At 58.8% G+C, this 24607-nt stretch carries 21 protein-coding genes and 1 pseudogene; 3 read left to right on the top strand and 19 right to left on the bottom strand.

Going from position 1 to position 24607, the window contains the following annotated elements; translation table 11 throughout:
- Positions 1–7: 7 nt before the first annotated feature.
- Together kdpA and kdpF are read right to left on the bottom strand one after the other, a co-directional pair.
- Positions 8–1702, bottom strand: a complete 1695-nt coding sequence (gene kdpA / locus J4P02_RS13250) for a potassium-transporting ATPase subunit KdpA (protein WP_426190880.1) — start codon at positions 1700–1702, stop codon at positions 8–10.
- 11 nt (positions 1703–1713) lie between these two features.
- On the bottom strand, positions 1714–1803 hold the full coding sequence (gene kdpF, locus J4P02_RS13255) for a K(+)-transporting ATPase subunit F (RefSeq protein ID WP_016964080.1): 90 nt from the start codon (positions 1801–1803) through the stop codon (positions 1714–1716).
- Between the two features lie 342 nt (positions 1804–2145).
- Between kdpF and eat the strand changes: the two genes are divergently transcribed.
- Both eat and J4P02_RS13265 read left to right on the top strand, forming a co-directional pair.
- Positions 2146–3510 (top strand): ethanolamine permease, encoded by a 1365-nt coding sequence (gene eat / locus J4P02_RS13260; RefSeq protein ID WP_426190883.1) that lies wholly within the window; start codon positions 2146–2148, stop codon positions 3508–3510.
- A 131-nt stretch (positions 3511–3641) separates the two neighbouring features.
- Complete coding sequence (locus J4P02_RS13265; protein ID WP_426190885.1) at positions 3642–3809, top strand: DUF2897 family protein; 168 nt, start codon at positions 3642–3644, stop codon at positions 3807–3809.
- Between the two features lie 42 nt (positions 3810–3851).
- Here the strand turns inward: J4P02_RS13265 and J4P02_RS13270 are convergent, their stop codons facing one another.
- Together J4P02_RS13270 and J4P02_RS13275 are read right to left on the bottom strand one after the other, a co-directional pair.
- On the bottom strand, positions 3852–4703 hold the full coding sequence (locus J4P02_RS13270; RefSeq protein ID WP_426190887.1) for an urea carboxylase-associated family protein: 852 nt from the start codon (positions 4701–4703) through the stop codon (positions 3852–3854).
- A gap of 16 nt (positions 4704–4719) precedes the next feature.
- Positions 4720–5373 carry a GntR family transcriptional regulator gene (locus J4P02_RS13275; protein ID WP_426190889.1) on the bottom strand — a complete coding sequence of 218 codons (654 nt, stop codon included), beginning with the start codon at positions 5371–5373 and terminating at the stop codon, positions 4720–4722.
- 191 nt (positions 5374–5564) lie between these two features.
- Between J4P02_RS13275 and J4P02_RS13280 the strand changes: the two genes are divergently transcribed.
- Positions 5565–6125: a TetR/AcrR family transcriptional regulator gene (locus J4P02_RS13280; protein WP_426190891.1), complete on the top strand. Its 561-nt coding sequence runs from the start codon at positions 5565–5567 to the stop codon at positions 6123–6125.
- A 16-nt stretch (positions 6126–6141) separates the two neighbouring features.
- On the opposite strand, the pseudogene J4P02_RS13285 reads toward J4P02_RS13280, so the two are convergent.
- From J4P02_RS13285 to mtnA, 15 genes and pseudogenes are all read right to left on the bottom strand, one after another.
- Positions 6142–6246 (bottom strand): annotated as a pseudogene (locus J4P02_RS13285) (SDR family NAD(P)-dependent oxidoreductase); the annotation flags it as partial.
- Between the two features lie 137 nt (positions 6247–6383).
- Entirely contained in the window at positions 6384–6713 is a 330-nt protein-coding gene (locus tag J4P02_RS13290; RefSeq protein ID WP_426190893.1) for a ComEA family DNA-binding protein, read from the bottom strand.
- A 109-nt stretch (positions 6714–6822) separates the two neighbouring features.
- The gene (locus J4P02_RS13295; RefSeq protein ID WP_426190895.1) at positions 6823–8817 is read right to left on the bottom strand and encodes a polysaccharide biosynthesis protein; all 1995 of its coding nucleotides are present in this window, start codon (positions 8815–8817) and stop codon (positions 6823–6825) included.
- 89 nt (positions 8818–8906) lie between these two features.
- The gene (locus J4P02_RS13300) at positions 8907–9926 is read right to left on the bottom strand and encodes an MraY family glycosyltransferase (protein ID WP_426190897.1); all 1020 of its coding nucleotides are present in this window, start codon (positions 9924–9926) and stop codon (positions 8907–8909) included.
- Positions 9927–10015: 89 nt separating this feature from the next.
- Positions 10016–10978 carry a UDP-glucose 4-epimerase family protein gene (locus tag J4P02_RS13305; protein ID WP_426190899.1) on the bottom strand — a complete coding sequence of 321 codons (963 nt, stop codon included), beginning with the start codon at positions 10976–10978 and terminating at the stop codon, positions 10016–10018.
- Between the two features lie 449 nt (positions 10979–11427).
- The gene (gene ihfB, locus J4P02_RS13310; protein ID WP_426190901.1) at positions 11428–11724 is read right to left on the bottom strand and encodes an integration host factor subunit beta; all 297 of its coding nucleotides are present in this window, start codon (positions 11722–11724) and stop codon (positions 11428–11430) included.
- Between the two features lie 140 nt (positions 11725–11864).
- The gene (locus J4P02_RS13315; RefSeq protein ID WP_426190903.1) at positions 11865–12146 is read right to left on the bottom strand and encodes a hypothetical protein; all 282 of its coding nucleotides are present in this window, start codon (positions 12144–12146) and stop codon (positions 11865–11867) included.
- A gap of 190 nt (positions 12147–12336) precedes the next feature.
- A complete protein-coding gene (gene rpsA / locus J4P02_RS13320; protein WP_007931318.1) occupies positions 12337–14031 on the bottom strand; it encodes a 30S ribosomal protein S1 in 1695 nt (564 codons plus the stop codon).
- 120 nt (positions 14032–14151) lie between these two features.
- Positions 14152–14841 (bottom strand): (d)CMP kinase, encoded by a 690-nt coding sequence (gene cmk / locus J4P02_RS13325; RefSeq protein WP_426190906.1) that lies wholly within the window; start codon positions 14839–14841, stop codon positions 14152–14154.
- A complete protein-coding gene (locus J4P02_RS13330; protein ID WP_426191094.1) occupies positions 14838–17045 on the bottom strand; it encodes a bifunctional prephenate dehydrogenase/3-phosphoshikimate 1-carboxyvinyltransferase in 2208 nt (735 codons plus the stop codon). The genes cmk and J4P02_RS13330 overlap by 4 nt, the downstream gene beginning before the upstream one ends.
- 28 nt (positions 17046–17073) lie before the next feature.
- The gene (hisC, locus tag J4P02_RS13335; RefSeq protein WP_426190908.1) at positions 17074–18186 is read right to left on the bottom strand and encodes a histidinol-phosphate transaminase; all 1113 of its coding nucleotides are present in this window, start codon (positions 18184–18186) and stop codon (positions 17074–17076) included.
- Positions 18187–18196: 10 nt separating this feature from the next.
- On the bottom strand, positions 18197–19291 hold the full coding sequence (gene pheA / locus J4P02_RS13340; RefSeq protein WP_007939916.1) for a prephenate dehydratase: 1095 nt from the start codon (positions 19289–19291) through the stop codon (positions 18197–18199).
- Complete coding sequence (gene serC, locus J4P02_RS13345) at positions 19291–20376, bottom strand: 3-phosphoserine/phosphohydroxythreonine transaminase (RefSeq protein ID WP_426190910.1); 1086 nt, start codon at positions 20374–20376, stop codon at positions 19291–19293. Before serC ends, pheA begins: the two co-directional genes overlap by 1 nt.
- 64 nt (positions 20377–20440) lie before the next feature.
- On the bottom strand, positions 20441–23110 hold the full coding sequence (gene gyrA / locus J4P02_RS13350; RefSeq protein WP_426190912.1) for a DNA gyrase subunit A: 2670 nt from the start codon (positions 23108–23110) through the stop codon (positions 20441–20443).
- A 355-nt stretch (positions 23111–23465) separates the two neighbouring features.
- Positions 23466–24542 carry an S-methyl-5-thioribose-1-phosphate isomerase gene (gene mtnA, locus J4P02_RS13355; RefSeq protein WP_426190914.1) on the bottom strand — a complete coding sequence of 359 codons (1077 nt, stop codon included), beginning with the start codon at positions 24540–24542 and terminating at the stop codon, positions 23466–23468.
- Positions 24543–24607 lie beyond the last annotated feature (65 nt).

Genomic DNA, 24607 nt, shown 5'->3' on the forward strand with positions numbered 1-24607 from the left:
CAGGTCCTCAGAAGCCCATGCTCAGGTGTTCGGCGATAGGGCCCAGTGCCAGGGTCGGCAGGAAGGTCAGGCCACCCACCAGCAAGATGGTCACAGTCAGCAGGGCCACGAACAGCGGGCCGTGGGTGGGAAAACTGTTTTGGCCGATAGGCGCGGTCTTCTTCAGCGCCAGGCTACCGGCCAGGGCCAGTACCGGCAGGATGTAGCCGAAACGGCCGATCAGCATGCCCAGGCCCAGCATCAGGTTGTGGAATGGGGTGTTGCCGCTGAAGCCGCCAAAGGCCGAGCCGTTGTTGGCACTGGCCGAGGTGTAGGCGTACAGCAACTGGCTGAAACCGTGAGGACCGGGGTTGCTGATGGCGCCGGCAGGGCCCGGCAGGCTGGCCGCCAGGGCACCCAGAACCAGCACGCCGATGGGCATCACCATCAGGGTGACTACCAGCAGTTGCACTTCCTTGGCCTGGAGCTTCTTGCCCAGGTATTCCGGGGTGCGGCCGATCATCAGCCCAGCCAGGAACACCGCGATCAGCACGTTCAGCAGCATGCCGTAGAGACCGGCACCGACACCGCCGAAGATCACCTCGCCAACCATCATGTTGATCAGCGCCACCATGCCACTCAGGGGGCTGAGGCTGTCATGCATGCCGTTCACCGAACCGTTGGAGGCGGCGGTGGTGGTCACCGACCAGAGCACGGTGCCGGTGGTACCGAATCGCGCTTCCTTGCCTTCCAGGGATGCGGTCTGTTCCACCGCAGGGTTCTGCAACGCCGGATTGGGCTGGTATTCGGCCCACAGCGAGGTGGCGCCGCCGATCAGGAACAGGGCGAGCATGCAGGCGATGATGGCGCGGCTCTGGCGCAAGTCCTTGACGTAGTGGCCGAAGGTGAACACCAGAGCCACTGGAATCAGGATGATCGATACCAGCTCGAACAGGTTGCTCCAGGCCGTGGGGTTCTCGAACGGATGCGCCGAGTTGACGCCGAAGAATCCGCCACCATTGGTGCCCAGCTGCTTGATGGCAATCTGGCTGGCCGCCGGGCCCAGGGGGATCACCTGGTCATTGCCTTGCAGGGTCAGGGCATCCACGTAGTGGGCAAAGGTTTGCGGCACGCCCTGCCACACCAGCAGCAAGGCCAGCAGCAGGCACAGCGGCAGCAGGCCATAGAGGGTGGCGCGGGTCATGTCGACCCAGAAATTGCCCAGGGTACGCGCCGAGCGCCGGCCGATACCCCGGCACAGGGCCACCAGCACCGCCAGGCCGGTGGCGGCGCTGACGAAGTTCTGCACGGTCAGGCCGACCATCTGACTCAGGTAGCTCAGGGAAGCCTCGCCGCTGTAGGACTGCCAGTTGGTGTTGGTCATGAAACTGACCGCGGTGTTGAACGCCAGGGTCCATTCCTGCCCGGGAAGATTCTGCGGATTGAGCGGCAGATGGCCCTGGAACAGCAGAATGGCGAACAGCAGGACAAAACCCGCCAGGTTGAAGGCCAGCAAGGCCAGGGTGTACTTCTGCCAGCTCTGCTCCACCTCGGGGTCGACCCCGGAGATCCGATAGCAGATGCGCTCCACTGGGCCCAGGAGCGGAGTCAGCCAGGTGCGCTGGCCCTCCATCACCTGGTAGTAGAAGCGCCCCAGCCAGGGTGCGGGCAGCAGCACCAGGGCGAAGAAGGCGAGGATCAGCCAATAGTCGTAACTGTGCATAAATGCAGCTCCTAGTTCCGATCCGCGCGCAGCAGCGCAACCAGTAGATAAACGAACAGCCCCACCGCCAGCAGCAGCGACACCGCATCCAGAATGTTCATGGAATGTCTCCGAGGTACGGCGATTGCCGCGAATGCCGTCATTGTCCGCAGGGTCCCTGTAAAGGAACGAGAGCGACGGGGTGGGCGACCCATAAAGAAAGCGTAAAGACTGGCTTGATAGGGTGTTTCCCTGGGCGGCTGGAGACTGGAAATGAGGGGCGAAGTCGGCCCTGCCCCAATCGGAGGCAGGGCCATGCACCAGGCTGAAGGCAATTTCCGGCAAACAGGCGGGGAATATCCTCGATACGACAGCTTTCCCGGCTTTGCGACGGCTGCCCCGCGGCTGGCATGGGCGCTGCAAAGGCTTGCCTTGAGCATTTCCAACCGTTGAGGGAGCAAGCGATGAACACACAACTCAAGCCCACCTTGGGCACGCTGCATTTATGGGGTATCGCCGTCGGGCTGGTGATTTCCGGGGAATATTTCGGCTGGAGCTATGGCTGGGGCGTGGCAGGCCCCCTGGGATTCCTGGTGACCTCGTTGCTGGTGGCGACCATGTATGCCTGCTTTATATTCAGTTTTACCGAGCTGACTACGGCTATTCCCCATGCTGGCGGACCATTTGCCTACAGCCGCCGGGCCTTCGGTGAAAAAGGCGGGTTGATCGCCGGGTTGGCGACCCTGATCGAGTTCGTCTTCGCCCCGCCAGCCATCGCCCTGGCCATCGGTGCCTACCTGAATGTGCAATTCCCGGCGCTGGACCCAAAACATGCGGCTGTGGGCGCCTATCTGGTGTTCATGGGCCTGAATATTCTCGGGGTGAAGCTGGCGGCAACCTTCGAACTGGTGGTCTGCGTGCTGGCGGTGGCCGAACTGCTGGTATTCATGGGCGTGGTGGCCCCGGCTTTCAGCTTCAGCAACTTCGCCCTCAATGGCTGGGCCGGCGCCGACACTTTCGGTGCCCCGGCAATTGCCGGCATGTTCGCCGCCATTCCCTTTGCCATCTGGTTTTTCCTCGCCATCGAAGGCGCGGCCATGGCGGCCGAGGAAGCCAAGGACCCCAAGCGCACCATTCCCAAGGCCTATATCAGCGGCATCCTGACCCTGGTGTTGCTGGCCATGGGGGTGATGTTCTTCGCCGGCGGCGTGGGCGACTGGCGCAGCCTGTCGAATATCAATGACCCCTTGCCCCAGGCGATGAAAGCCGTGGTGGGCGACAGTTCCGGCTGGCTGCACATGCTGGTGTGGATTGGCCTGTTCGGCCTGGTGGCCAGCTTCCACGGCATCATCCTCGGCTACTCACGGCAATTCTTCGCCCTGGCCCGGGCCGGTTACCTGCCCGCCTCCCTGGCCAGGCTGTCGCGTTTCCAGACGCCGCACCGAGCAATCATCGCCGGCGGCCTGGTGGGTATCGCAGCGATCTACAGCGACGGCCTGGTCAACCTGGGCGGCATGACCCTGACTGCGGCGATGATCACTATGGCGGTGTTCGGCGCCATCGTGATGTACATCATGAGCATGCTCAGCCTGTTCCAATTGCGCCGGACCGAGCCGAACCTGCCACGTAGCTTCCACGCTCCGGGTTATCCGCTGGTGCCGGCCATTGCCCTGGTACTGGCGCTGGTATGCCTGGTGGCCATGGCTTGGTTCAACGCACTGATCGGCCTGGTGTTCCTCGGTTTCATGGTGCTGGGTTTCATCTACTTCCAGCTCACCGGACAACAGCGGGCCAATGCTCCGACAGATGCCATGCTGACCGGCCTCTAAGCGTCGAATGCTACTTGGCCTGCGGATCAGGCATACAATGGAACCTGTGCGAAACGCTTTGACTCAAAGCGTTACTGGCAGTCACCAGGGCGAATCTTCGCCCTTGGTCACTGCAGCTTAAGGAGAGCCCTATGCCCTGGTATGCCTGGTTGATTCTGGTGGTTGCCATCGGCTCCATCGTTGGCGGCTTGATGCTGTTGCGCGACACCGCCAACAAGGTGGAGCTGACCGATGAGCAACGTAAACGCGTGGCCGAGCGCAACGCGGAAATGGATGCCAAGGAAGCGCGAGATCGTTAGCCACCAGCCCCTTCATCCACCATGAAGGGGCTGTTTCACGCCCTACTTTTCCCATTCGGCCTTGGCGATATGTAGACCGTGCTGGCCTTTATAGGTGGCTCGTTGCGGTTGACTCCAGCCTTCGAGCAATGAGGCTTCGAGGCGATAGATTTCCACCCCCAGCGGCCGACATACGCTCAGCGGGTCCTGGGCATCGGGGCCCCACATCGGCAGCGACAGATCCCCTCCCGGACAGGTCGACAGCGCGCACAGCAGATCGATTTCCGCGAAGAACTCCAGGTAATCCCCCTTCTGCGCCGGGCAGGCCTTCATGAAATACATGTCGTCATGGTTAAGGCCGGTGCACTGGAAGATGTTCAGCACATCGTGCACATCGAACTCGGTCAGGCCATGGGGCAGCACCGCCCGGGTCAGGTTGGAATGACAGTGGTGATGAAAATCCTCGCCGGTCAGCATGCGGTTCACATAGGGATCACAGCGCGTGCCCAACAGATCGTGCAGGCGCCCGCCATGCTCGTCGATACCGTAGTGCGCCAGGCTGTCGTCGGTGATGGTGACCAGGGGGCGCAAGAACGGCAGGTTGGACCAGAGCCGATCGTGGGTGCTGACGTGGGCACCCTGCAACTGTCGAGTGCGCGCCGCCCATAGCCGCTCGCGTGGATCGTTGGCATTCCAGACATTGAAGTCCCCCACCTGCGGACCAACCGGGGTGGTGACGCGGAATACATGCCCGGCGGGCACGTTCCAGGCCCGGCCGGTGCGAATCGGCACTTCGAACTGCTCGATCAGGGTGCGCTGCGCCGGATTGTCGCGAATGCGCTCGTAGAAGGCCGTATCCACCTGCAATGCCGAACCTTTGCTGACCTGATAAGCCGCTGGATAGTCTTTGTACATGGGGTGTCGTCCTCGCTCAGTGACGGAAGGATGGGGTGAAGGTACTCAGCAACTGGTGTTCGGAGTCATCCAGATAGCAGGCCATGGCTTCGCTGGCACTGGACTTGTCACCCGCCACCAGCCATCGATGAATCTGCCGGTCACGCAACAGCCAGGGAGCCTGGAACCGGGCTTCGTCCGGCGCACTGGAAAACACCAGCCGCAATTGCGCCACCACATTGGTGAAGAACTCATCCAGCAACGGTGACCCCAGCAACCCCACCACATGCTGGTGAAAGCGCAGGCCGTGGGTACCCACGGCGCGCCAGTCCTCTCGGTCCCTGGCCAGCTCGGCCGCTTCTATGGCATCGCGCATGCGATCGCACTGGTATTCGCACAATGGCCGGGCCTTGGCGATCGCCTGCAATTCAAGGGTGCGACGGACCTGGAACAGGTCCCTGATATCGTCGTGTTCCAGACGGCGCACCACCACGCCCTTGTGCCGGACATAGCGGGTCAGACCCTCCTGCCCCAGCCGATGCAAGGCTTCACGAATGGTATTGCGCGACGCGTTGTAGGTGCCGACCAGCTCGTTCTCCACCAGTTGCATACCGGGCAATAGACGACCGCCGATAATGTCCGCGCGCAATTCCAGGGTGATCTGGTCCGCCAGGGATAAGCCGTTGCTCATGCCGCACCTCGGGATTGTTCAACAATGTGTGCCCTAGCTGTAATCACTTATCGTGCCAATTCCAAGCGCGGCGATCAGTGCCCGCACAAAGCTGTCGCAAAGCTGAAATCAACTACTGAGTCCTGCGGAAGTAGCAGCACGATTGGCAGATCCTTGGTTAAAATGGCGCTCTAGTTGTAGAGGTTTCTCAAATGCGTTATTCGCCAGACCATAAAGCCCAGACTCACCAACGCATAATCAAGGAAGCTTCGAAACGTTTTCGCCGTGATGGAATAGGCACCACAGGCCTGCAGCCTTTGATGAAGGCCCTGGGCCTGACCCATGGCGGCTTCTACTCCCATTTCGCGTCCAAGGATGAACTGGTCGAGGAAGCGTTGCGCGCCGCCGCGCAGGATCTAGATGCCCATTGCGCCATGTTGTTTGCACAAGAGCAGCCGCTGCGGGCCTTTATCGACAGCTACCTCTCCGAATGGCATCAGAGTTCTCCTCACCAAGGTTGCCCGCTACCGACCATGAGTTCGGAGCTCGGCCAGCGCGGCCAGCCCAGCCCGACCAGCGACACGGTGCTCAATGCCAGGCTGGAGCAGGTTGCAGCCACGCTGGAAGGGGAAGATAAAGTGCAACGCAGCCTGATGATCATGTCGACCCTGGTGGGCGCGTTGATGCTTTCGCGCAGTGTGGAAGACCCAGAATTGGCTGCGCGAATACTGGAGATTGTCCGTGAGGGCCTGAAGCAACAGGAGCAGGTGTAGGCACCTGCCACTAAGACAGAGTGATCAACTCCCCCTGATCGAAACCGCTCAAGGCGGCATCGACCAGTTCCCTCACCTCCATCACCATCTCGGCCGGAATGAGCGTTGCATCCAGCCCGGCATTGTTCACCAACAGGTTGATGCCCCTGTCCTGGCGCAAACGTTGCTCGACCTGCAGCAAATCTTCCTGCGTGCTACGAAGCCACCTGCAATGCGAAGGCCGGTCGGTGACCGGCCTTCTGGTGCAGTGGGTGCGGATCAGTTGAGGTCGAGCTTGTCCCGGTTGCGCTCGAGAATGGTCTTGCCAATACCTTTGACCTCCAGCAATTCATCTACCGAGGCAAAAGGACCGTTCTCTTCACGGTAGGCAACTATCGCCTTGGCCTTGGCCTCGCCAATACCAAAGAGTTCACGCTGTAGGGCAGCTGCGTCAGCGCTGTTGAGGTTGATCTTGCCGGCCTGGGTGGGTGCCTGCTGAACCACGACGGGCACATCGGCCTGCGCCTGGCTCAATGGCGCGGCATGGGAGCCCAGCGAGAGACCAGCCAACAAGGCAAACACCAGGGAGGAAAAACGAAGGGTATGCATAGTGACACTCCATGACATCGATAAGGAAAGCAGCTTTCCAAAGCTGCCTTCCAAACCTAGGTGATGCCTGGGGCAAGTCAAAAGCGGGTGGGTTACCGCTTGTGTAGATTCAGGGAGTAAGGCGCCGCTGCTGATAGACCCAGTCGACGATTTCACCTTCCGGTGTATAACCACTAACGGTCTCACGAAGCAGTTGGCGAACCCTTGAATAGTCGTCTGCCTCAAGTGCTGCGAGGAGTTCACCGAGCTTGACCTTGAGGGTGTCCCAGGGCAGGTGGTCTTCGTTGGCACTCATGATCATCGGATGCTGAGTAGCCACTACGTTGTCACCAATCAGCAACTCTTCGTAAAGCTTTTCACCCGGACGCAAGCCGGAAAACTCGATGGCGATATCGCCGTGAGGGTTCTTTTCCGAACGGACGCTCAGCCCGGAAAGATGGATCATCTTCTCTGCCAGTTCGACAATCCTTACCGGTTCGCCCATGTCCAGTACGAACACATCGCCGCCCTGCCCCATCGACCCGGCCTGAATGACCAATTGCGCAGCCTCGGGAATGGTCATGAAGTAACGGGTGATCTTCGGATGGGTAACCGTCAGCGGACCACCAGATTTGATCTGTTTGTGAAACAGTGGAATGACCGAGCCCGAAGAGCCCAGCACATTGCCGAAACGCACCATGGTGAAGCGGGTCTTGTTGACTCGAGATATATTCGACGAATCATTGAACAACACTGGCGCAAGTTCTTTGCTCAAGGCTTGCAATGTGAGTTCGGCCAATCGCTTGGTGCTCCCCATTACATTGGTGGGGCGAACGGCTTTATCCGTAGAGATCAGTACAAAGTTGGCAACACCGGATTGCAACGCAGCCTGAGCAGTATTCAGCGTGCCCATGACATTGTTCAGCACCCCTTCGGCAATATTATGTTCCACCATAGGAACATGCTTATAAGCCGCAGCATGATAAACCGTGTCGACATTCCAGGTTTTCATCACGGACAGCAACTTCTCGTAGTTGCGTACGGAGCCTAGTATCGGCAGAAGCTTTACTGAAATCGACTCTCTTGATACCCGCTGTTCCAACTCCGACAAAATACTGTAGAGATTGAATTCACTGTGATCGAGCAATATAAGAGTCGTTGGCCCCGAGATTAGAATCTGACGACACAGCTCGGAGCCAATGGACCCGCCCGCCCCTGTAACCAGCACTGTTTTCCCCCTGATACAGTGCGCCAGAAGGGCCTCTTGAGCAGGAACGGAATCACGCCCAAGCAAATCCGCAATATCAACTTCCTGGATGTCGTCTACTTTCACCCGTCCGCTGGCCAGATCCATGAACCCTGGAACACTGCGCACATGCAGGGGATAGCCTTCAAGAAATCCCAGGATTTCCCTGCGCCGGCTACGAGTCGATGAAGGGATTGCCAACAGAATCTCTTCCGCGCCCGTTTCATCGATCATTTGTTGCAGATGCTTGGGTTTGTATACCTTCAGCCCTGCAATCATACGGTCGGCGATATTGCTGTCATCATCGATAAAGGCTACGGGACGCATCATGCGCCCCAAGCGTAAAGCTGCAATCAACTGATTACCTGCGGCACCAGCACCATACACAGCGACCTTGGGCAATCCATCATCCCGGCTGGCAAAGGGCATATGCTGCGCAGCAGTAAACCAATCGCCCAAGAAGTACTGACGCATAGCCAGCCTGAGCCCGCCTATCATCACCATACTCAACCACCAGTAGTTGAATACGATGGATCGTGGAACCACAGTCTGGTGATTGCTGTAGAGATAGACCACCAGCGCAAGAATCAGCGCAGAAAGGGTCACCGCCTTCACGATCGCAATAAGGGCGTCATTACCGAAGTAACGCATGACTGCACGGTACATCCCGAACCGAACAAATAGCGGGATGGCAATGACCGGCGCACTGGCAAACAACCAGAAATGCACAATAAAGGGATTATTCAGGTCGTCGAAACCAAGCCTGACGACAAAGGCCATCCACAGCGCAACCCACACCAGCAGAATGTCGGTGATCACCTGCAAAACCCGCTTCTGCCGACGCGAAAGCCTCACTAGACGTGTTCGTATTTTATCCATAATCCCTTTTCGAACCTCGGCCCTCAGCCTCGATTATGTTGCGTACTGATAGGTAGCACTTAGCCGGCAGCCTCCAGAACTGAGCGATATCAGCCGATCTTCTCCAACTCTCCTGCATGAAAGCGGAGAGCGAGGAGCACCAACGGTGCATAGGCCAAAGTCAGCCCCATAATACCATCCAGCCCCAGCAACCCAACGCATACAGCTATTGGCAGCAGCCACAGAAGATTGATGACCAGCACAGCCAAGGTGACCGGCAAGTGGCGTCCAAACTGACGAGAAGCAAATTGATAGGCATGACTGCGATGCGCTTCGTAAACCTTATCTCCTCGTAGCAAACGACGGATCAGAGTAAAGGTCGCGTCAACAATGAATACACCCAGAAGAATCAGCCATACCCAGAGAAAGCGCGAAGAAGACCAGGCAGCCTGCACGGAGAAGATCCCCAGAATCAGGCCGAGAAACCCACTACCTGCATCTCCCATGAAAATCCGCGCCGGGGGGAAATTCCAATAAAGGAAACCCAATACAGCCACTGCCAGCAACAGTGGAGGCCAAATCAATGATGTCTCACCCGCAAACCAGTAGATAGCGCATGCGCCCAGGCAGCTACTCACGGCCTGCACACTGGCGATCCCATCAATTCCATCCATGAAGTTGTACAGATTGAGCATCCAGACCAAGTACAAAACTGCACAGAAATGGCCAAGCCACGAAAGATTGAACTCAACCCCAAACATATGCACCGAAGGCAGCCCACCTAACCAGAATAGGGCCCAGATTGCGCCAGTAAAATGTGCAAGTAGCCTCCAGCGCGCCGCTATGTGCCCGTGATCATCCAAAAAGCCCACTATCGCGATTAGTGCCCCAGCCCCCCACAGGGCCCAAACATAAGACCAAGATACATCGAAAAAAAAGGCCAAGAGGGGAACGGTCATGAGAAAACTCAAGACAATTGCCACTCCTCCCCCCCTGGGCGTAGGTACGGAATGGGAACTACGAACATTGGGAATATCCATCAGACTGCGTGCGAGGGCATAACGACGCAGTACCCAAGTCAAGAAAAGCGAAACACTGAACACCGCCAGCATCAACAACCAGATCGCCATGTATCACTTAACTCCTAAATTTGAATGCGGGCAAACCCAGCCAACCCGCAACTTAAATACTCACAAGCAAACAAATTCACTTATGGAGTTCAGACATGCTTATCAAGAAAGTCCTTGGCTACAGCATCAAGTTCGGTTTCCACAGTGACCGGAGGAAGCCAATTCAACAACTCACGGTTTTTTGTGATATCTACCTGAAGAGAACCACATAGACGCTGAGAGAGCGTCTTTTTACCCAACAAAGTCGCAGCAAGCGTCAAGACCCCACTGGGCACTGGTAACAAGCGTGCGGGCTTACCCAACGCTCGCCCCATTTTTTTCAGCAACTCAGTAGTGGAAAGATCGTCACCGTCGCTAACCAAAAAAACTTGATTGGCTGCCTTAGGGTGGTCAATGCACGTGACAACAAAGTCGACCAGATTGTCCAACGCCACCAAGCTCCGACTATTACATATAGCCCCAAAGGGCAAAGGCACTCCTCTATATAACCACTTCATCATATTGAAAAAGTTGGCTTTGACTCCAGGACCATAAACGAGCGGAGGGCGAATGATCACCACCTCCATTCCAGACTCGGAAGCGATGCGCATAAGCCCTTTCTCCGCCTCCATCTTGGAAATTCCATATGGGTCTGCTGGAGCGGGTTCAGCACAGGCGGTATATGGAACACCCAATGATGTTTCTTCGCCGTTGACCTTGATAGAGCTGATAAAAATAAACCGACGCACACCTTTTTCAGCAGCTTGACGGGCCAGGTTCAGCGTACCTTCGACATTAACCTTTCGAAATGAGGTAAGCGGATCAGTAGAAGACTCCTGCATCACATGTACACGAGCGGCAGCATGTATCACCACATCAGAATCAAGCAACGCTCGACTCCAATCAGTAACACCATCAATCTGATCAATTTGGGCAAGGGTGGTAGTCACTGGCAAGCTTGACATCGGCCTGCGTAGCGCAACGGTTAGTTTATGAGTCGAGCTGTTGGATAAATACTCATGAATAGCGCCCCCGACAAACCCGGATGCTCCTGTCAAAAGGATCCTGCCCATTACCTAGCGTACCTTCTCAAAATGACGCCACACGGTGACATCTGAAACACTCAAAATCGCATTATGCGCTTTCGGGTAACGGATAGACCACATTACCCAGAAAAACCAGGTGAATACGCAGCCTGAATCTGCGCAGCGTTCACGTTAGTCCAACGCGAGCCACGAAAAGCCAGACAGGATTCAATCGAAAGATAAACAGATACCATTGCATCCAATGGCTAAGAAGCAGTCAGTCCGACCCAAAACAAGACTGAAGGATCAATGGGTCAATCAAACCAGACGAAAGCCTGGATGAGCAGGACACCAAAAGAGGCCCCATCTGGCGCAACTACAAAAAAATGACGCTACTTAGCGTACACGCAATACAAAATCTAGAGAGCAAATAACTCTTGAATAGACAATCAGCTACAGAGACACCTATAGGATCAAGCCGGTAGAGAACACCATAATTAAAGATCGTTACCTTCTTCCTCATTCACACGATCACGAAGCTCTTTACCTGGTTTGAAATGGGGAACAAACTTGCCATCCAGGCTCACCGACTGACCCGTCTTCGGATTACGTCCAACACGAGGAGCACGATAGTGAAGCGAAAAACTACCAAACCCACGAATCTCAATACGATCACCAGTAGCTAGACACTGAGACATTTGCTCAAGCATCGTCTTGATGGCCAACTCGACATCCTTGGATGACAGCAGCCCTTGATGGGTGACAATTCGTTCGATCAACTCCGACTTCGTCATGTTTTTCCCTTCTTTTTCAAGCAGCTAGGTCAAGTGCTCAGAAGGTTTTAGCATGCCCTGAGGGTTTTGAACAGCCCAGGTACCGACTTGCCGACTCAAACTCCCTCTCCATTTTTGCAGCCGCAAAGACCAGGCACGACTTAACGACACATCACAAGCATGGTCCGCGTTAAGTAGCCTGCAGGATTCCAACCGAAAGGATAATCCCCCTCCTCCTCCTTGGCGTCGCTGGACTTGGCAATAACCTTGTAACCCTCGCCCTTACACTCAAGCGCCGCCCGCTGATAGCAGTTTTCCCAGCCCCCTCCCAGCCCCGAGCAATCGATTTCTACACCACTGACCCCACGAAAAGCATGGGTTTTTACATTGGTAGCACATCCAACCAGGAGAAGAACCAAAACAATTGCACTCAACCTGCTCATGCTCTTCCTTACGGCGACTCAAGCCGCTCGAACAACGCACCAATTAAGCCAAGATTAGACCTATAGATATGATTAACTCACCTAAGAAAGAGACAATCCACACGACGGGTTGGTTTCCCCGCTCTCCTCGAGTATTTACAGACACAAAAAAGGGCGACCGAAGTCGCCCTTTTTCATGGTCTGACAGAACTTAGTTCTGCTTTTCCATCTGTGCACGCAGCAAGTCACCCAGAGTGGTAGGACCAGCAGCGATATCCGAAGCAGCTGGCTTGTCGCGCAGGCTCTGGATAGCTTCTTTCTCGTCTTCAACGTCTTTCGACTTGATCGACAGCTGGATTACACGGCTCTTACGGTCAACGCTGATGATCTTGGCTTCAACTTCTTCGCCTTCTTTCAGCACATTGCGCGCATCTTCGATGCGGTCACGGCTGATTTCGGAGGCTTTCAGAGTAGCTTCGATGTCGTTAGCCAGGGTGATGATGGCGCCTTTGGCGTCAACTTCTTTTACTACACCCTTAACGATTGCACCTTTGTCGTTCTCTTGTACGTACTCGGAGAACGGATCGCTTTCCAGCTGCTTGATACCCAGGGAGATGCGCTCACGCTCTGGGTCAACAGACAGGATAACGGTGTCCAGCTCGTCGCCCTTCTTGAAGCGGCGTACGGCTTCTTCGCCCACTTCGTTCCAGGAGATGTCGGACAGGTGAACCAGACCGTCGATGCCGCCGTCCAGGCCGATGAAGATACCGAAGTCGGTGATCGACTTGATGGTGCCGGAGATCTTATCGCCCTTGTTGAACTGGCCAGAGAAGTCTTCCCATGGGTTGGACTTGCACTGCTTGATGCCGAGGGAGATACGACGACGCTCTTCGTCGATGTCCAGAACCATAACTTCCACTTCGTCGCCGACTTGTACGACTTTCGAAGGGTGGATGTTCTTGTTGGTCCAGTCCATTTCCGAAACGTGAACCAGACCTTCAACGCCTTCTTCCAGCTCAGCGAAGCAGCCGTAGTCGGTCAGGTTGGTTACACGAGCGGTAACGCGAGTGCTTTCTGGGTAACGAGCTTTGATAGCAACCCATGGATCTTCACCCAGTTGCTTCAGGCCCAGGGAAACACGATTGCGCTCGCGATCGTACTTCAGAACCTTGACATCGATCTCGTCGCCAACATTGACGATTTCGGAAGGATGCTTGATGCGTTTCCAAGCCATGTCGGTGATGTGCAGCAGGCCATCAACGCCGCCCAGATCAACGAATGCGCCGTAGTCGGTGAGGTTCTTGACGATACCTTTGACTTGCTGACCTTCCTGCAGGGATTCCAGCAGAGCTTCACGCTCGGCGGAGTTCTCGGCTTCGAGGACGCTGCGACGGGAAACGACAACGTTGTTGCGTTTCTGGTCGAGTTTGATGACTTTAAACTCGAGCTCTTTGCCTTCCAGGTGCGTAGTGTCGCGAACTGGACGGACGTCAACCAGAGAACCTGGCAGGAACGCACGGATGCCGTTAACGTCGACAGTGAAGCCGCCCTTAACCTTACCGTTGATAACGCCCTTGACCACTTCTTCGGCTGCGAAGGCTGCTTCCAGAACGATCCAGCATTCAGCGCGCTTGGCTTTTTCACGGGAGAGCTTGGTTTCACCAAAGCCGTCTTCAACCGAGTCCAGAGCAACGTGAACTTCATCACCTACATTGATGGACAGTTCGCCAGCATCGTTGTAGAACTGCTCAAGCGGGATCAGTGCTTCAGACTTCAGACCAGCGTGAACGGTTACCCAACGCGCTTGGTAGTCGATGTCGACGATAACACCGGTGATGATGGAGCCTGCCTGAAGGTTCAGGGTTTTTAGGCTTTCTTCAAAGAGTTCCGCAAAGCTTTCGCTCATTTTGATTCCTGTTGATAAGGGCGAAAATCCGCCCATCTGCCACATTCCAGACAATGTGGGTTACGTTCATATAAAAGAAAGACCGCAGGACTATGACTGGTCCCCCGCGATCTTCCTTGTTCACCCGGCGATATCGCGAATGGCGATCTCGCTCAAGATGCGTTGCAACACCTGATCGATGGACAACTCCGTGGAATCCAGCTGTATGGCATCAGCCGCCGGCTTGAGCGGGGCTACTGCGCGCTGGGTGTCGCGCTCATCACGCGCACGGATCTCATCTAGCAGACTCGACAGACTAACACCATCGACTTTTCCCTTCAACTGCAAGTAACGGCGGCGCGCACGTTCCTCGGCGCTGGCTGTCAGGAAGATCTTCAAGGGTGCGTCGGGAAATACCACGGTGCCCATATCGCGACCGTCGGCAACCAGGCCCGGTGGCTCCTGAAATGCGCGCTGGCGCTGCAACAAGGCATCGCGTACGGCCGGCAATGCCGCCACCTGGGATGCCCAGGCACCGACCTGCTCGTTACGCAAGTCATCGGTCACATCATCCCCTTCCAGGATGATTCGCTGCGGATGACTTTCGGTCGCCCCCAAAAACTGCACATCAAGGTGAGCCGCCAACAGCTTCAGCGATTCTTCGTTGGTCAGGTCCACGCCATGATTGCGTGCAGCGAACGCCAGCAACCGATACAAGGCGCCAGAATCCAGCAGACACCAGCCCAGATGCTCGGCCAGCTTGCCGGCGATGGTGCCCTTGCCCGAACCGCTTGGCCCATCGATGGTGATCACAGGCGCCTTGATATTCACGATTGAGCCTCTTGTGCGACACGAATTCCCACCTGCGCACACAGCGCGAGGAAGTTCGGGAACGAAGTAGCGACGTTGGCGCAATCATGAATGCGAATCGGCGCTTTAGCACGCAACGAGGCAACGCTGAAGGCCATGGCGATCCGATGATCACCATGACCATGCACCTCGCCCCCGCCAATCTGGCCACCATCGATGATGATGCCGTCCGCAGTCGGCTCGCACTTGACCCCAAGGGCCAGCAAACCATCAGCCATCACCTGGATACGGTCCGACTCCTTGACCCGCAGCTCTTCAGCGCCGCGCAGCACAGTACGCCCTTCAGCGCAGGCGGCAGCCACGAACAGCACAGGGAATTCGTCGATGGCCAGCGGCACCAGCTCTTCAGGGATCTCGATCCCCTTGAGCTTGGCGGCACGCACATGCAGGTCGGCAACCGGCTCGCCGCCTACTTCGCGCTGGTTCTCCAGGCGTATATCAGCCCCCATCAACCGCAGGATATCGATCACGCCAGTACGGGTCGGATTGATCCCGACGTGCTCCAGCACCAACTCCGAACCTTCGGCGATCGATGCCGCCACCAGGAAGAAGGCCGCGGAAGAAATGTCCGCAGGCACCTCGATATGGGTCGCCTTGAGCTTGCCACCCGACTCAACCGAAGCCGTTGCCCCCTCGACGCTTACCGAATAACCGAAACCACGCAGCATGCGCTCCGTATGGTCGCGGGTTGGCGCCGGCTCGGTCACAGTGGTCTTGCCGTCGGCGTACAGGCCCGCCAGCAGCAGGCAGGATTTCACCTGGGCACTGGCCATCGGCAACGTGTAGGTCAGCCCCTTGAGCTTGTGACCACCGCGAATCACCATGGGCGGACGACCTTCGGCCGCGGTCTCAATCACTGCGCCCATTTCCCGCAAAGGGTTGGCCACACGATTCATCGGACGCTTGGACAGCGAAGGGTCGCCCGTCAGGGTGCTGTCGAAATCCTGCGCCGCCAGCAGGCCAGAGAGCAGGCGCATCGAAGTGCCGGAGTTACCCAGGTAGATCGGGCCCGGCGCTGGCTTCAAGCCATGCAGCCCTACACCGTGAATGGTCACGCGACCATGGTGCGGACCTTCGATGACCACCCCCATGTCGCGGAAGGCCTGCAGCGTCGCCAGGGCATCTTCACCCTCGAGGAAGCCTTCGACTTCAGTGGTGCCCTCGGCCAGGGAGCCGAGCATGATCGAACGGTGGGAAATCGATTTGTCGCCCGGTACACGAATCCGCCCAGACAGGCGGCCACCAGGATTTGCCAGGAAAATCAGATCGTTGGAGTTCATAGCGTCCACATAGGCCCGGCGGGCCAGGATTGTACCGAAATGCTCGCGGGCAACCCGGGCGCGAGTGAATACGCCCAGCAATTGATGCCCGTCCCCTGCATCGACCGCGTCGCGCAGGGCGTCGAGGTCGTTGCGAAATGTATCGAGTGTGCGCAGAACTGCTTCGCGATTGGCGAGGAAGATGTCATGCCACATGACCGGGTCGCTGCCGGCGATTCTCGTGAAATCGCGGAACCCGCCCGCAGCGTAACGGAAGATATCGAGATTTTCACTGCGCTTGGCCAGTGAGTCGACCAGGCCGAATGCCAGCAGGTGCGGCAAGTGGCTGGTAGCCGCCAGGACTTCATCGTGACGCGCCACCTGCATATGCTCGACATCCGCTCCCAGCTCGCGCCAGAGCCTGTCCACCAGGCCCAGCGCAGCGGGATCGGTTTGCTCCACAGGCGTGAGGATCACCTTGTGCCGCCGAAACAGCTGCGCATTGGAAGCCTCGACACCGCTCTGCTCGGAACCGGCAATCGGATGACCGGGAACGAAGCACGCCGGCATGCCGCCAAAGGCCTCTTGCGCCGCCCGCACCACATTGCCCTTGGCACTGCCGACATCAGTCAGCACCGCCTGCCCCAGATCCATGCCGGCCAGCAGGGCCAACAATTTCTCCATGGCTAGGATCGGCACCGCCAGCTGGATCACATCGGCGCCCTGGCAAGCCAGGGCCAGATCTTCCTCACAGCGATCCACCACCCCCAGCTCCACCGCCAAACGACGGGACTGCGGGTCCAGATCAACGCCAACCACCTCGCGACACAAACCGCTTTCACGCAGCCCCTTGGCAAAGGAGCCGCCAATCAACCCCAGACCCACCACCACCAGGCGGCCAATCACAGGTACAACAGACTGCATTGGAATAACATCAACCACGAGCCAGAACCTTGGCCAAAGCCTCTAGGAAACGAGTATTTTCCGCCGGCAAGCCGATGGTCACGCGCACATGATTGGGCATCCCGTAGTTGGCCACCGGCCGCACGATCACCCCTTCCTGCAGCAAGCCCTGGAACACCGGCGCAGCCTCACGCCCAAGATCCACGGCAATGAAGTTGCCCCTGGAAGGAATCCAGCTCAAACCCAGCTCGGCGAAGCCGGCTTCCAGCTGCTGCATGCCCGCCTCGTTCAAACGACGGCTTTCGGCCAGGTAGTCGGCGTCCTGCAAGGCTGCGCAAGCCGCAGCCAGGGCCAGGCTGTTGACGTTGAACGGCTGGCGCACCCGGTTCAGCACATCCGCCACCACCGCGGTGGACAAGCCATAACCGACCCGCAGCGCTGCCAGGCCATAAGCCTTGGAGAAGGTCCGCGATACCAGCAGGTTCGGGTAGGCCGCCAGGAAGTCCAGGCCGTCCGGCAGATCACTGCCCTCGGCGTATTCGATATAGGCCTCGTCCAGCACCACCAGCACATGGGCCGGCACATCCTGAAGAAAATCGTCCAGCGCCTCGGCGCTGAACCAGGTGCCGGTGGGGTTGTTCGGGTTGGCAATGAACACCACGCGAGTCTGCGCGTCGATTGCCTTGAGCATCGCCGGCAGGTCGTGCCCCCAGCCTTTGGCCGGAACCACATGGGCCTGGGCGCCGACCGCCTGGGTGACGATCGGATAGACGGCAAATGCATGCTCGCTGAACACCGCATTCAGGCCGGGGGCCAGATAGGCACGCGCCACCAGCTCCAGAATATCGTTGGAACCGTTACCCAGAGTGACCTGCGGGATTTCCACGCCACAGCGCTCGGCTAGCAGGGACTTGAGGGCAAAGCCATTGCCATCCGGATAACGGGTCAGCTCCGCCAGTTCGTCGCGAATCGCCGCCAACGCCTTGGGGCTGGCGCCCAGCGGGTTTTCATTGCTCGCCAGCTTGACGATGGTGGCCGGATCCAGATCCAGCTCACGGGCCAGTTCGTCCACGGGCTTGCCCGGAACGTAAGGCGAAAGTTTTTGCACGCCTGGCTGGGCCAGGGCGAGGAAGTCGCCGCTCATTGTAAACGCCTCAGAGAACCGCTTTCGGGTAGGAACCCAGCACCTTGAGTGCCACTGCTTCCTGACTGATCTTCTCCAGCACGCCCTTGACCAGCGGATCGCGGTGATGGCCGACGAAGTCGATGAAGAACACATAGGTCCATTTGCCACTGCGCGACGGCCGAGTCTCGATCCGCGTCAGGTCGATGCCGTTGTCGTGGAAGGGCACCAGCAGCTCGTGCAGGGCGCCGGGCTTGTTGCTCATGGAGACGATGATCGAAGTCTTGTCGTCGCCGGTGGGCGGCACTTCCTGGTTGCCAATCATCAAGAAACGCGTGGAGTTGTCCGGACGGTCTTCGATCTTTTCCGCCAGACGGGTCAGGCCATACAGGCCTGCCGCCATATCGCCGGCAATTGCCGCCGAGTTCCACTCACCCTTGACGCGCTTGGCCGCCTCGGCGTTGCTCGACACCGCCACGCGCTCGACATTCGGGTAATGCGCGTCCAGCCACTTGCGGCACTGGGCCAGGGACTGGGCGTGGGAATAGATGCGGCTGATGCTGTCGGTCTTGGTGTTCTCGCCCACCAGCAGGTGATGGTGGATGCGCAACTCGACTTCCCCGCAGATCACCATGTCGTGCTCGAGGAAACTGTCGAGGGTATGGTTGACCGCGCCCTCGGTGGAGTTCTCCACTGGCACCACGCCGAAATTCACCGCACCGGCCGCCACTTCGCGGAACACTTCGTCGATCGCTGCCATGGGCTTGCTGATCACCGCGTGACCGAAGTGCTTCATGGCCGCGGCCTGGGTGAAGGTGCCCTCAGGGCCGAGGTAAGCCACTTTCAGCGGCTGCTCCAGGGCCAGGCACGAAGACATGATTTCGCGGAACAGCCGCGCCATCTCTTCATTGCCCAGCGGGCCCTGGTTACGTTCCATCACCCGCTTGAGCACCTGAGCCTCACGCTCGGGACGGTAGAACACCGGCACTTCGCCTTCTGCCAGGGAGGCCATCTTGACCCGGGCGACTTCCTGGGCGCACCGCGCGCGCTCACTGATCAGCTCCAGGACCTTCTCGTCCAGAGCGTCAATGCGCAGGCGCAGGGCCTTGAGTTCTTGCTCAGACATCAGCCATGTTCCTTCTCGAACTCAGCCATGTAGGCCACCAGCGCATTGACGGCGTCGATGTCCACGGCGTTGTAGATAGAGGCACGCATGCCGCCCACCGAACGGTGGCCCTTGAGGTTCAGCAGGCCACGAGCCTCGGCACCCGCCAGGAATGGCTTGTCCAGGCGATCGTCAGCCAGGCGGAACGGCACGTTCATCCAGGAACGATCGGGCTTGTTGATCGGGTTGCTGTACAGGCCGCTGGCGTCGATGAAGTCGTACAGGGTGCGCTGCTTGGCGTCGTTGAGCTTGGCGATGGCTTCCACACCACCCTGCTCCTTGAGCCACTCGAACACCAGGCCGGACAGGTACCAGGCCAGGGTCGGCGGGGTGTTGTACATCGAGCCGTTGTCCGCCGCGACCTTGTAGTCGAGCATGGTCGGGCACAGTGGACGGGCACGACCCAGCAGGTCCTCACGAATGATATTCACCAGGATGCCGCTGGGGCCGATGTTCTTCTGCGCGCCGGCGTAGATCATGCCGAAGCGGGAGATATCCACAGGGCGCGAGAGAATGTCGGAAGACATGTCGGCCACCAGGGGCACGTCACCGGTCTCGGGGATCCAGTTGAATTCCAGGCCGCCGATGGTTTCGTTCGGCGCGTAGTGCACGTAGGCGGCGTCCTTCGACAGCTGCCACTCGCTTTGGGCCGGAATCGCGAAGTAATCGTAAGGCTTGGCGCTGGCCGCCACATTCACCTGCCCGTAGCGGGAGGCTTCTTCAATGGCTTTCTGCGACCAGATACCAGTGTCGACATAGTCGGCCTGACCGCCCTCGGGCAGCAGGTTCAGGGGAATCTGGGCAAATTGCTGGCTGGCGCCGCCTTGCAGGAACAGCACTTTATAGTTCGAGGGGATATTCAGCAGATCACGCAGATCCTGCTCAGCCTTGCTGGCAATGGCGACGAACTCGTCACTGCGATGGCTCATCTCCATGACCGACAGGCCCTTGCCATGCCAATCCAGCAGTTCGGCCTGGGCACGCAACAGGACAGCTTCAGGTAGCGCAGCGGGACCTGCGCAGAAGTTATAGGCTCGTTTGCTCACATCCACTCTCGCTATGCATTCACGGTAGCGGACAGAGCAAACACTCTGCCCTGCTACGATTTATTTAGTCTTGCGACTCGTCTTCGTCTGCGGCGTCTGCCTGTTGACCATCGGCTGCTTGATCCGATTCGGCCACCGCACCCAGCGCGGCCCCATCGAATTCGGCACCCTCTTCACCTTCGAACTCTTCGCCCTCGACCTCCGATGGCTCCTGCACCCGCTCCAGGCCCACCAGGGTTTCGTCGTTGGCCAGCTTGATCAGGGTCACGCCCTGGGTATTGCGACCCAGGCTCGACACCTCATCGACACGGGTACGCACCAGGGTGCCCTGGTCGGAAATCAGCATGATCTCCTCACCGTCCAGCACCTGCACCGCGCCCACCAGGCGACCGTTACGCTCGTTGCTGACCATGGCGATCACGCCCTGGCCGCCGCGCTTGTACTCGGGGAACTCGCCAATGGCGGTACGCTTGCCATAACCGCGCTCGGAAGCGGTAAGGATCTGGCTGCCTTCTTCCGGAATCAGCATGGAGATCAGCTTCTGCCCTTCGCCCAGGCGCATGCCGCGCACACCGCGGGCGGTACGGCCCATGGCACGCACATCGGACTCCTTGAAGCGAGTCACCTTGCCACCATCGGAGAACAGCATGACTTCACGCTCGCCATCGGTGATCGCGGCGCTGATCAGCACGTCGCCTTCGTCCAGCTCCAGGGCGATCAGGCCCACGCTGCGCTGACGGCTGAAGGATTCCAGCGGCGTCTTCTTCACGGTGCCGTTGGCGGTGGCCATGAAGATGTAGTGACCTTCGGTGTATTCCTCCACCGGCAGCATGGTGGTGATGTACTCGCCATCGTCCAGCGGCAGCAGGTTGACCAGAGGACGGCCACGCGCGGCACGGGAGGCTTCGGGAATCTCGTAGGTCTTGAGCCAGTACACCTTGCCCTTGCTGGAGAACAGCAGCAGCGTGGTGTGGCTGTTGGCCACCAACAGGTGAGCGATGTAGTCCTCATCCTTGACGCCGGTGGCCGACTTGCCTTTGCCGCCGCGACGTTGAGCCTGGTAGGCCGCCAGTGGCTGGGTCTTGGCATAGCCGCTGTGGGAAATGGTCACCACGCGCTCTTCTTCGGGGATCATGTCGCCCAGGGTCAGGTCGAGGCGGGCATCGAGAATCTCGGTGCGACGCACATCGCCGTACTCGGCGCGGATTACTTCCAGCTCTTCGCGAATCACTTCCATCAGGCGCGTGGCGCTGTTGAGGATGCGGATCAGCTCGCCGATCTGGTTGAGGATCTCTTGGTACTCGGCCAGCAGCTTTTCGTGCTCGAGGCCGGTCAGGCGGTGCAGACGCAGTTCCAGGATGGCTTGCGCCTGCTCCGGGGACAGGAAGTACTTGCCATCGCGCAGACCGTATTGCGGATCGAGGTTTTCCGGACGGCAGGAATCGGCGCCGGCACGCTCCACCATGGTCATCACCGCACTGGATTCCCAAGGCGTGCTGATCAGCGCTTCCTTGGCTTCCGACGGGGTTGGCGAGGCCTTGATCAGGGCGATCACCGGGTCGATGTTGGACAGGGCAACCGCCTGGCCTTCAAGGATATGGCCGCGTTCACGGGCCTTGCGCAGCTCGAACACGGTACGCCGGGTCACCACTTCGCGACGGTGACGCACGAAGGCTTCCAGCAGGTCCTTGAGGTTGAGGATCCGCGGCCGGCCATCGATCAGCGCCACGATGTTGATACCGAACACCGCCTGTAGCTGGGTCTGGGCGTAGAGGTTGTTGAGGATCACCTCAGGCACTTCGCCACGACGCAGCTCGATGACCACGCGCATGCCGTCCTTGTCGGACTCGTCGCGCAGCTCGGTAATGCCTTCCAGCTTCTTCTCTTTCACCAGCTCGGCGATCTTCTCGATCAAACGGGCCTTGTTCAGCTGGTAAGGCAGCTCGGTGATGACGATCTGCTGGCGGCCACCGACCTTGTCGATGTCCTCGACGGTGGAGCGGGCGCGCATGTAGATGCGGCCGCGGCCGGTACGGTAGGCCTCGATGATGCCTTCACGGCCGTTGATGATCGCCGCGGTCGGGAAGTCCGGACCGGGGATGTACTGCATCAACTCGTCGACAGTCAGCTCGGGGTTGTCGATCAGCGCCAGGCAACCGTCGATGACCTCGCCCAGGTTGTGCGGCGGAATGTTGGTCGCCATGCCCACGGCGATACCGCTGGAACCGTTGACCAGCAGGTTGGGGATCTTGGTCGGCATGACCGCCGGGATCAGTTCGGTGCCGTCGTAGTTCGGCACCCAGTCCACGGTTTCCTTGTGCAGGTCGGCCAGCAGCTCGTGCGCCAGCTTGGTCATGCGCACTTCGGTGTATCGCATGGCCGCCGCGTTGTCGCCGTCGACCGAACCGAAGTTGCCCTGGCCGTCTACCAGCAGGTAGCGCAGGGAGAATGGCTGGGCCATACGAACGATGGTGTCGTACACCGCGGTATCACCGTGCGGGTGATACTTACCGATCACGTCACCGACGACACGGGCAGATTTCTTGTACGGCTTGTTCCAGTCGTTACCGAGCTCGCTCATCGCGTACAGCACACGCCGGTGCACGGGCTTCAAGCCATCGCGCGCATCAGGCAGTGCCCGCCCGACGATTACGCTCATTGCGTAGTCGAGGTAGGACTGTTTCAGCTCGTCTTCGATATTGACCGGGAGGATTTCTTTGGCCAGTTCGCCCATGAGAAGCCTGATTCCTTTTTCTGGTGAAACTTCGCCGCATCCATATGGGACGAACGAAGCTCGCCGCTGCAGGCCAAGTGCCATGCACCGACTTACGACAAATCAACAAGTTAAGCCATGGATTTGCGCAGTGAAGGCAGTCACACCGGACCGCCTTGGAAACCGCCGGATGTTATCACAATCGCCGCCACGCACCTATCCCCCTGATGCGCATGGAGCATAGTTAGTGGACCGATGATCGCCTGAAAGGGGACGACAGGGGCTCAGAGGCGAAAGTCGCACCCATTTGCAGGGTTTTTACTGACTCGGCCACTGTTCTGCGCCACCCGACTCAAACGGCCCTTTCGCCACAGAATCAATGCAAGCGCTTGCGACACATCAATTGCGCCAACTTGGCCGCGTCCGGACGCTCGACAATGCCTTTCTCGGTGACTATGGCGTCGATCAGGTCGGCCGGCGTGACATCGAACACCGGGTTGAACACCTCGACCCGCGCCCCCAGCCGCTGGCCGCCGACCTCCAGCAACTCGCTGTCGTCGCGCTCTTCGAGGGGAATGTCCTCGCCGGTGGCCAGGCCCAGATCGATGCTCGAACTGGCAGCCACCACCATAAAGCGCACGCCATGGTGCATGGCGTTGACCGCCAGTTGGTAGGTGCCGATCTTGCCCGCCACATCGCCATTGGCGGCGATTCGCTCGGCCCCGACCACCACCCAGGTCACGCCCTTGGTCTTCATGATGTGCGCGGCAGCGGCGTCGGCATTCAGGGTCAGCGGAATACCGTCACCGGCCAGCTCCCAGGCAGTCAGGCGCGATCCCTGCAACCAGGGCCGGGTTTCATCCACATACACCCGCTCCAGCATGCCTTCCAGCCAGGCGCCACGGATCACCCCCAGAGCAGTGCCGAAACCGCCGCTGGCCAGGGCGCCGGAATTGCCATGGGTCAACAGGGCCTGGGGGTTTCCCTGATGCCGGCGGATCAGCTCGACGCCAAACTGGGCCATGGTCAGGTTGGCCTCGCGATCGCTGTCATGAATAGCCAACGCCTCGAGCTCCAGCGCCGCCGCCGGATCGGCCTGATCCCTGCAGCGCTCCAGGCGCTCACGCATACGGTTCAAGGCCCAGGACAGATTGCCGCCGGTAGGGCGCGCACCCGCCAGCAGGGTGAAGTCCTCCTCCAGCGCCGCCAGCCAGTCGCCACCAGCGGCGAGGCGCGCACGCGCCGCCAGGACCACCGCATAAGCCGCGCTGATACCAATGGCCGGCGCCCCGCGCACCGCCATCGAGCGAATCGCCTCGACCACCGCCAGCACGCTATCGCAGGCGATCCAGTCCTGCGCCAGGGGCAGATGGCGCTGATCGAGCAAATACAGAGTGCCGTCCCGCCATTCAATGGCCTTGACCTGTTCCGCAGCCAACAGACGATCGCGCATCCCTCACCCCGCACTCATGAACAAAAGCCGCCGATTATAGCGATCCCCCCGCCAGGACGCTCGGG

The organism is Pseudomonas sp. NFXW11, assembly GCF_049887815.1.
In the GTDB taxonomy this organism is placed as follows: domain Bacteria; phylum Pseudomonadota; class Gammaproteobacteria; order Pseudomonadales; family Pseudomonadaceae; genus Aquipseudomonas.

Bases quoted from the DNA above. Each gene is read 5' to 3' on its own strand.
- kdpA (WP_426190880.1), bottom strand. From the start codon at position 1,702: ATGCACAGTTACGACTATTGGCTGATCCTCGCCTTCTTCGCCCTGGTG.
- kdpF (WP_016964080.1), bottom strand. From the start codon at position 1,803: ATGAACATTCTGGATGCGGTGTCGCTGCTGCTGGCGGTGGGGCTGTTC.
- eat (WP_426190883.1), top strand. From the start codon at position 2,146: ATGAACACACAACTCAAGCCCACCTTGGGCACGCTGCATTTATGGGGT.
- J4P02_RS13265 (WP_426190885.1), top strand. From the start codon at position 3,642: ATGCCCTGGTATGCCTGGTTGATTCTGGTGGTTGCCATCGGCTCCATC.
- J4P02_RS13270 (WP_426190887.1), bottom strand. From the start codon at position 4,703: ATGTACAAAGACTATCCAGCGGCTTATCAGGTCAGCAAAGGTTCGGCA.
- J4P02_RS13275 (WP_426190889.1), bottom strand. From the start codon at position 5,373: ATGAGCAACGGCTTATCCCTGGCGGACCAGATCACCCTGGAATTGCGC.
- J4P02_RS13280 (WP_426190891.1), top strand. From the start codon at position 5,565: ATGCGTTATTCGCCAGACCATAAAGCCCAGACTCACCAACGCATAATC.
- J4P02_RS13290 (WP_426190893.1), bottom strand. From the start codon at position 6,713: ATGCATACCCTTCGTTTTTCCTCCCTGGTGTTTGCCTTGTTGGCTGGT.
- J4P02_RS13295 (WP_426190895.1), bottom strand. From the start codon at position 8,817: ATGGATAAAATACGAACACGTCTAGTGAGGCTTTCGCGTCGGCAGAAG.
- J4P02_RS13300 (WP_426190897.1), bottom strand. From the start codon at position 9,926: ATGGCGATCTGGTTGTTGATGCTGGCGGTGTTCAGTGTTTCGCTTTTC.
- J4P02_RS13305 (WP_426190899.1), bottom strand. From the start codon at position 10,978: ATGGGCAGGATCCTTTTGACAGGAGCATCCGGGTTTGTCGGGGGCGCT.
- ihfB (WP_426190901.1), bottom strand. From the start codon at position 11,724: ATGACGAAGTCGGAGTTGATCGAACGAATTGTCACCCATCAAGGGCTG.
- J4P02_RS13315 (WP_426190903.1), bottom strand. From the start codon at position 12,146: ATGAGCAGGTTGAGTGCAATTGTTTTGGTTCTTCTCCTGGTTGGATGT.
- rpsA (WP_007931318.1), bottom strand. From the start codon at position 14,031: ATGAGCGAAAGCTTTGCGGAACTCTTTGAAGAAAGCCTAAAAACCCTG.
- hisC (WP_426190908.1), bottom strand. From the start codon at position 18,186: ATGAGCGGCGACTTCCTCGCCCTGGCCCAGCCAGGCGTGCAAAAACTT.
- pheA (WP_007939916.1), bottom strand. From the start codon at position 19,291: ATGTCTGAGCAAGAACTCAAGGCCCTGCGCCTGCGCATTGACGCTCTG.
- gyrA (WP_426190912.1), bottom strand. From the start codon at position 23,110: ATGGGCGAACTGGCCAAAGAAATCCTCCCGGTCAATATCGAAGACGAG.
- mtnA (WP_426190914.1), bottom strand. From the start codon at position 24,542: ATGCGCGATCGTCTGTTGGCTGCGGAACAGGTCAAGGCCATTGAATGG.